This is a genomic window from Sulfobacillus sp. TH-112 (genome assembly GCF_057473405.1).
On record NZ_JBYCKN010000137.1, the window covers coordinates 1 to 6,512 of the forward strand.

The following is a 6,512-nucleotide window of genomic DNA, read 5'->3' on the forward strand; positions in this document are numbered from 1 at the left end:
ATCATATTGTTGCTGAATCTTGGTGGTCATCATCCCCGGTTGCCCGTCACCAATGGTGCGTCGATCAACCGAGGTGATTCCTGCCAACTGCACTCCTGTACCACACAGAAACAACTCCTCCGCACTGTACAATTCTGTTCGATCAATGGCTCGCACCTCGGTCGGAATCCCTAGGTCGCGCGCAATATCAAACACCACCTGCCGTGTCACCCCTTCCAAGATGTCAGCAGTGGTCGGTGTGGTAATAAGAACGCCGTTCCGTACCATAAACAGATTTGATGAACTCGCCTCAGAGACATGCCCGTCATCTCCCAACATGATAGCCTCGTCATAGCCATCGGATTTGGCCTGATCGGAGGAGAGCGCAGCATTCACATAGGCACCCGTCACCTTCGCGCGGGACGGAATCATATTGTCGGCAATTCGCCGCCAACTGGACACCGCGACACTTAAGCCTGCAGTGGAGACATAATCTCCCATGGGCACCGCAAACATGGCTAGTCCACTCTCAATACCGGATAACCCGACTTTAATCGCGGCTCCCTTTTTGTACGCTATAGGTCGAATATACACGTCTTCGCGAAATTGATTGGCTTGCAGCATGTTTCGAGTCCACTCGACCAATGCCTCTACCGAGTATGGCACCTCAATATGTAACAGTTGTGCCGACCGCTTCAATCGTGCAAAATGCGGTCCGGGTTGAACAATATAGAGCTGCTCTTGCTCCTCATTCCAGTACGCACGAAGACCCTCAAATACTCCTGTGCCATAGTTAAACGCATGGGTAGCAATATTCACGTTAGCTTGGGCAAGCGGCGTCAAGCGCCCGTCAAAAAAAGCAATCGGTTCACTCTTCATCACAACATCCCTTTCTTCCACACGCCTATTTTCTTCGAACTACACCAGCTAAAATCCTGCCCCGCGATGAAATGTTTTTCGGATAAATTCGTTATCCTTATAGAATACTAACGCTGTGGAGGCGAGGCAAGCGTGAAAATCCGTGACTTTCATATTACCGGCCAATATCCGGCCCTGTCGGTGGAAACTGAAATTGAAGACGAATCAGACACCGGAGGACATTCAAAGAGAAACTCGGTTCGTGTCACGATTGGACCGTGGAACTACGTATCTTTACTCAACGAGAGTCAATTAAAAAGTCTTGTGCACCTGGTGTACGAGAAGCAAAAACACCAACCCACAGAGGCGATGAAAAACCTCACGGGCGCGTCACTATCCCATGCCAGTAATGAAGAGTTGCCCTAGTGCGGGACGCTACTCTTTTTAAGACCGAAACTGAAACACTTCGTCATGAGTTAAAGCGCGCGTCTTATGATAGGCACCGTTTTGTACTGAGATGGTCTCATGGTTAATTCCTGGCTGCATTTGCACCAACACAGACTCGAGGTCGAGGTGCGGAGGCAGCCAATAGGTGACTGTCACCGTGCCGGTGGATACTGGCTGACTTTTGCTATTGCGCGCGGGAAGATTTTCGTGTCCGCCAAAAACCGTTTTGTCCACCACCAGGTTGTTGTAGGTCTCAGGCGGGATCCCATCAACACCAGTGATGGAAATCAGTTGAGAACCAAGCGGCACATAAAATCTCACCCAAGATTGATAGGGCACGTACATGAAGCCATTGTCGATGGCAGGGTCAACGTAGGTAATGCTGGAGATCTCTTCATAACGGGACCCAACGCGCTTAATCTGGGTACGCAGGTGGTAATGCATCACAAAATTATCTTTATGCGCCAACAGGTTTTCATCCACCACCTCGAGATAATCTCCCCGATAGTGCGACACCATGGTCCCACCCCAATTGTACCGTTCGACTAAACGCTCAGCCCGGGGATTATTGAAGGACAGCAATACAAATTTCTGGTTGAGACTTTGATTCACCGTGGTCAACACGCGGGCCAGCTCGATTCCATGGGAATGGAGGACATCGTGAAAGAGCGTTTTCATCATCGTACCGATGAACTTCTTACGCACATTGCTGGGAAGTGCTTCGCCCTCCGCCATATATTCCATTTTCGAGTTCGCATCTTGTTGATTCAGCGTGACCGGGCCCTTGGGTGTGGGTACGGAAATGCCATTGACATCACCAATCAGCTTGTCGACAAACCAGGTGTCCACAAAAATCACTCCGTTAATGTGCGGTGCGTGAGGAATGGAGGCATAAAAACGCTTAATATATCCCACGGTAGTCGGTACGTTCGGGGAGGTATTGGCGTCGCGCAAGTGCCAGTAATAGACCGGAAGATATGTCGAGATCACCGTGGATGCCGGAGGGCGATAAGTCACCTCGGCATCTAGGAGGTACATGTTTTGTGCCACTATTTTTCCTAAACGACCGTCATTCAGGGTGAGATAGCCATAGGCCGTCATAAATCCCCCGGTCGAGCGAAGCTCTCCACTATTTTGAAAGATTAAAAGGTACCGTACTGGGTGCGGACTACCGAGAATTCCGCGGAGCACTGCCGTTGACCGATAGACCAAAGGCATATTCTTCACAGCCGTGTCTAAAAGCGATTGCGCCACGGCTAACTTTTCTCCAATAGGCTTTAGAACGCCGCTAAAATCTGCCGGGTGCACCTGGTTTAAGGTCAGGCTGGCCGACTGAAAATCGGGAAAGGCCTGCTTCAATTTGGGCCCCATGACCGGTAACTCCCGGACGAACGCAGACACCTTTTGCTCGCCAGTCCGCCCGGTCTGGCCATTTCCATGGAGCCGGTATCCTGCTAACGGCGCCATCCGTCGCAACACCGGGTTCAGAACGTCAATCCCTCTAAGTCCTTCCTGTAGAGCTTGGAGCGCCTCCTGACTGTCAACGTATTTCGTACCTACCCCAGGCACCCAACGCCAAAAGTTCATCCAACGCAAGGTCGGTGCTAACGCAGCCAGTGTCCCTTGTAGCCGGCTCAGGCTCGATTCAATCTGTTGAAAATTGCGTTCCCGATTGGCGCTTTCCAGCGATCGCACTTCATGTTTTAAGAGAACGCCATCCCTTATGACCAGAGCTCCGGGAACGACGACATAAATCATCAGGATGATCGCCAATAATGCCAACCCAAGCTTGCGCCAATATCTCGACCAAACCTCCCGATTCAGCACCGTAGAGCGTACTAACGACACCACCCCAGGCCCACTCCTTCATCCGATTTCTTCGTCTATGTGATCATCCGATGACTCATTGTATCGTTTGTCGGTCACAATGTATCCCATTTAACTTTCATTCATCCACACGCTTTGATCTCGGTGCTCGACTATAGATAATTTGTCCGCGCGCCACCTCGCGATCGGCCCCCGAGTGTACCACCACTTCCGCAATTACGATACGACCGCCCACACGCACTATCGCTCCTTCGGCTCCGAGGTCATTCATCTGTCGACTCACACCCTCCAAGTACTGCACTGACAAATTAATGGTGCGTAATGGTTCCTGGTATTTCAACGCAAAGGCCCAGGCGCCCGCCGAGTCGATGAGAGCGCTCAATACGCCACCATGAATAAGTCCTTGGTACTGATACAACTCCTCTCGAAGCGGTAGATTCACTCGAGCCACACCTTCCGCCATGGCAGCCTCATCGACCGCCATGCCTAACCACTGCCAAAACGGATTTTCTTCAGCAAACCGTGCCATCATGTTGCGACAACCTTTCTCAAACAATTCCCCATCTCCCCCCATGATATACTAGAACCCATCACGATCTATCACGGGACGCTCCTGATGATCGCTAAATATGGTGCACAATGTGCCAGGCAAAGGGGTTACGCGAATGGCTTTATGGTTTTCGGAAATGGCTTCTCAGGGACACCGACTGGAATGGAAAGTAAACCGCATGCTCTATTCCGGTCACTCATCATACCAATCCGTGGAAGTGCTTGATACAGAAGAATTTGGTCCTGCACTGGTATTAGACGGCATTATGCAAACCACCACCGGTGACGAATTTATCTACCACGAAATGCTTACCTGGGTCCCGATCCGCAGCCATCCCCATCCGCATCGGATTCTCATCGTGGGTGGAGGAGATGGAGGCTTAGCACGCGAAGTTCTCAGCTGCCCCGAAGTCCAAAGTGTGACGCTAGTGGAAATTGATCCCCTAGTGGTGGACGTCTCTAAACGCTTCCTTCACCATGGCACCCAGGCATTTGATGATCCTCGTCTCCAGGTGATTATTACCGACGGAATGCAATACCTCAAAGACTGCCATCACTCCGCGTACGATTTAATTTTAGTGGATTCCACCGACCCTGAGGGAACCGGACCTGGAAGTGTTCTTTATACCTCAGAATTTCACCAAGCCGTCTATCACGCGCTCGCAACGGATGGATTATTTGTTCAGCAAACGGGCACACCGATCTATAATCCCGAAGTCCTCAAAGAGACCAGTAGTAGTATCGCCGCGGTGTTTCCCATGGCCCGCGTTTATTGGTGTGTCGTCCCGACCTATCCTGGGGGCCTCTTCACGTTTACCAGTGGTTCAAAGCAGCATGACCTACTCCATTTCAACACTGCACCCGTACCACACGCGCGATGGTACACTGCGTCAGTCCATCGCGGTGCCTTTGCCCTTCCCCCCTTAATCGCTCAACAGGTCCCGAACACAGTACGACAGCAACAGTCCCCTTGAGGGTACCATGCCTCTTGGGCAGCCGTTGGAACATCACGCTGGCGACACATTATCTTCTTCTATTGGCACCACAAGCAGCGAGACTGCTAGCTCGGAATGTCGGGCGATGATTGCAGAAATTCTTCCTGGACTTGGGCCCGAAATGAAGCATTAGACAGAAAGTCCCACCCGGTTAAAGCGAGTGCTTCGGCCATCGCTAACATGGCTGTTTGCGCTTGTGCGCTTCCTGCAGCTTCCCGCATGGCATGCGAGTGCCCGGCTGTACCTCGTGGCGCCACACCGAGATATGGGTGAATGGCCGGGATCTTGAGGCTCACATTGCCAATGTCGGAGGAACCGGTGCCTCCTTTGAGGACCGGCTCATCAATGACATAACCCTGATTTCCGAGATATTCTCCCACGCGAGAAGCTAAGGTATGATTATTCTTCCGTTCTCGATAAAGTAAACCTTCTTCGAAGGTAACTGAGCATCCGGTGGCCATTGCGGCGGCCTCGGCACAAGCTCGAACCCTCACCAGCAGGGCCTCGGTGTCCTCCCCGGTTAATGCCCGCACGAGAAATTCTGCCTCGGTAAAGTCCGGTATCACGTTGGCCGCCGACCCACCACGCGTAATAATGCCATGGATGCGTGAACTCTCCGCGATGTGCTGACGCATCCCGTCCACGGCCACAAAGAACTGTATGAGCGCTGCCAGTGCATTGCGACCTTGTTGTGGGCTACGAGCGGCGTGTGCTGCTACCCCGTGAAACTGGACTTTAAGTTCCACCACTGCCGTCGCGTGCCGCCACATCACGGATCGATCTCCCGGATGAAACATCAACGCGGCATCGACGTCATCAAAGAGGCCGTCGCGCAGCGCAATAATTTTTCCGCCATCTTTCTCTTCGCCGGGCGTTCCAATCACACGCACTTGACCCGGCAACTGGTCCGCCAGGCCCGCCAGCGCGACGCCCGCTGCCAGCCCCCCGGCAGCAATCAGGTTGTGTCCGCACGCATGCCCAATTTCTGGCAGGGCATCATACTCCAACAAATACGCAATCACCGGGGTACCGTGGCCCACCGTACCCACAAAAGCGGTGTCCATTCCGGAGACTGGTTGGGTCACCTGAAATCCCTGTTGCTTCAAGAATTGCGTTAACCGCTGTGCCGCATAGCGCTCTTGAAGCGATGTCTCGGGGTGGGCGTGAATGTCCAGACTCAGCGCGATAATCTCGTCTTTCAGATTTGTGAGCACGGCAGCGATTTGCTCTTTAGCGTCTTCACGTAACTCGCTCACGAGTGGTTTTCCCCCTTTTGGTGTATGATTATAGATGGCGAATATCGTCATCGGTTTGGCCAACAAGACGCAGTGCGCTTCCCTCTTCGATTCCCTGCCACACGCCGTCAGAAATTTCCTCATGCGTTAGCCATCGACGATGATCGCCGTCCCAGCAATATCCTAAAACAATACGGTGGTACCGACATCCGAGGGTGATATGCGCGTCTTTCACACCGCTCCCAAGCGACTGACGACATTCCACTTGATAGTAGTCCCACGGTGTGTGACGGTAGTTGCTCACCTCCTCCATGACCACGTCGGCCACCGGCTGGGCCTCGCCGTGAATCCAGGCCACCACCAAATCCAACGGCCCGTGCATTAACTGCATATGGGCAATCCAGTGACCCAATCGGGGGGGCTCCCGATAGTCCAGCGCCATGGTAATGAGATGATTGTCTCTTGAGCCAGCTCGTTCTTGTAACGCTTTCAGGGTGTGGTGATGCCTGGCCACGACAAAAACGTGGTATGACTCCAAGAGCCTAATGGAAAGGCTTGCCAACATACCGGTACCGCCAATTACCAGAGCGTTCTTCATACCACCCCTCCTAGACGGTTCCTC

At 52.6% G+C, this 6,512-nt stretch carries 7 protein-coding genes; 2 read left to right on the forward strand and 5 right to left on the reverse strand.

Annotation, left to right across the window (positions count from 1 at the left end; genetic code table 11):
- A partial coding sequence (locus ACOJWD_RS09710) for a branched-chain amino acid transaminase (RefSeq protein WP_486993031.1) occupies positions 1-858 on the reverse strand: 858 nt, incomplete at its 3' end.
- A 132-nt stretch (positions 859-990) separates the two neighbouring features.
- Here ACOJWD_RS09710 and ACOJWD_RS09715 point away from each other — a divergent pair.
- Positions 991-1,263 (forward strand): hypothetical protein, encoded by a 273-nt coding sequence (locus tag ACOJWD_RS09715; protein WP_486993032.1) that lies wholly within the window; start codon positions 991-993, stop codon positions 1,261-1,263.
- Positions 1,264-1,281: 18 nt separating this feature from the next.
- Here ACOJWD_RS09715 and ACOJWD_RS09720 read toward each other — a convergent pair whose 3' ends face one another.
- Together ACOJWD_RS09720 and ACOJWD_RS09725 are read right to left on the reverse strand one after the other, a co-directional pair.
- Positions 1,282-3,135 carry a DUF4012 domain-containing protein gene (locus ACOJWD_RS09720; RefSeq protein ID WP_486993033.1) on the reverse strand — a complete coding sequence of 618 codons (1,854 nt, stop codon included), beginning with the start codon at positions 3,133-3,135 and terminating at the stop codon, positions 1,282-1,284.
- A gap of 94 nt (positions 3,136-3,229) precedes the next feature.
- Complete coding sequence (locus ACOJWD_RS09725) at positions 3,230-3,667, reverse strand: PaaI family thioesterase (protein ID WP_486993034.1); 438 nt, start codon at positions 3,665-3,667, stop codon at positions 3,230-3,232.
- Between the two features lie 109 nt (positions 3,668-3,776).
- On the opposite strand from ACOJWD_RS09725, the gene speE reads away from it, so the two are divergent.
- The gene (gene speE, locus ACOJWD_RS09730; RefSeq protein WP_486993035.1) at positions 3,777-4,634 is read left to right on the forward strand and encodes a polyamine aminopropyltransferase; all 858 of its coding nucleotides are present in this window, start codon (positions 3,777-3,779) and stop codon (positions 4,632-4,634) included.
- Between the two features lie 86 nt (positions 4,635-4,720).
- On the opposite strand, the gene ACOJWD_RS09735 is transcribed toward speE, so the two are convergent.
- On the reverse strand, positions 4,721-5,911 hold the full coding sequence (locus ACOJWD_RS09735; RefSeq protein WP_486993036.1) for an amidohydrolase: 1,191 nt from the start codon (positions 5,909-5,911) through the stop codon (positions 4,721-4,723).
- Positions 5,912-5,939: 28 nt separating this feature from the next.
- Positions 5,940-6,488, reverse strand: coding sequence for a Rossmann-fold NAD(P)-binding domain-containing protein (locus ACOJWD_RS09740; RefSeq protein WP_486993037.1), 549 nt, complete (start codon positions 6,486-6,488; stop codon positions 5,940-5,942).
- Between the last annotated feature and the right edge of the window lie 24 nt (positions 6,489-6,512).

What these genes read in the sequence shown, in the direction of transcription:
- speE (WP_486993035.1), top strand. Translation starts at nt 3,777, where the DNA reads ATGGCTTTATGGTTTTCGGAAATGGCTTCTCAGGGACACCGACTGGAA.
- ACOJWD_RS09740 (WP_486993037.1), bottom strand. Translation starts at nt 6,488, where the DNA reads ATGAAGAACGCTCTGGTAATTGGCGGTACCGGTATGTTGGCAAGCCTT.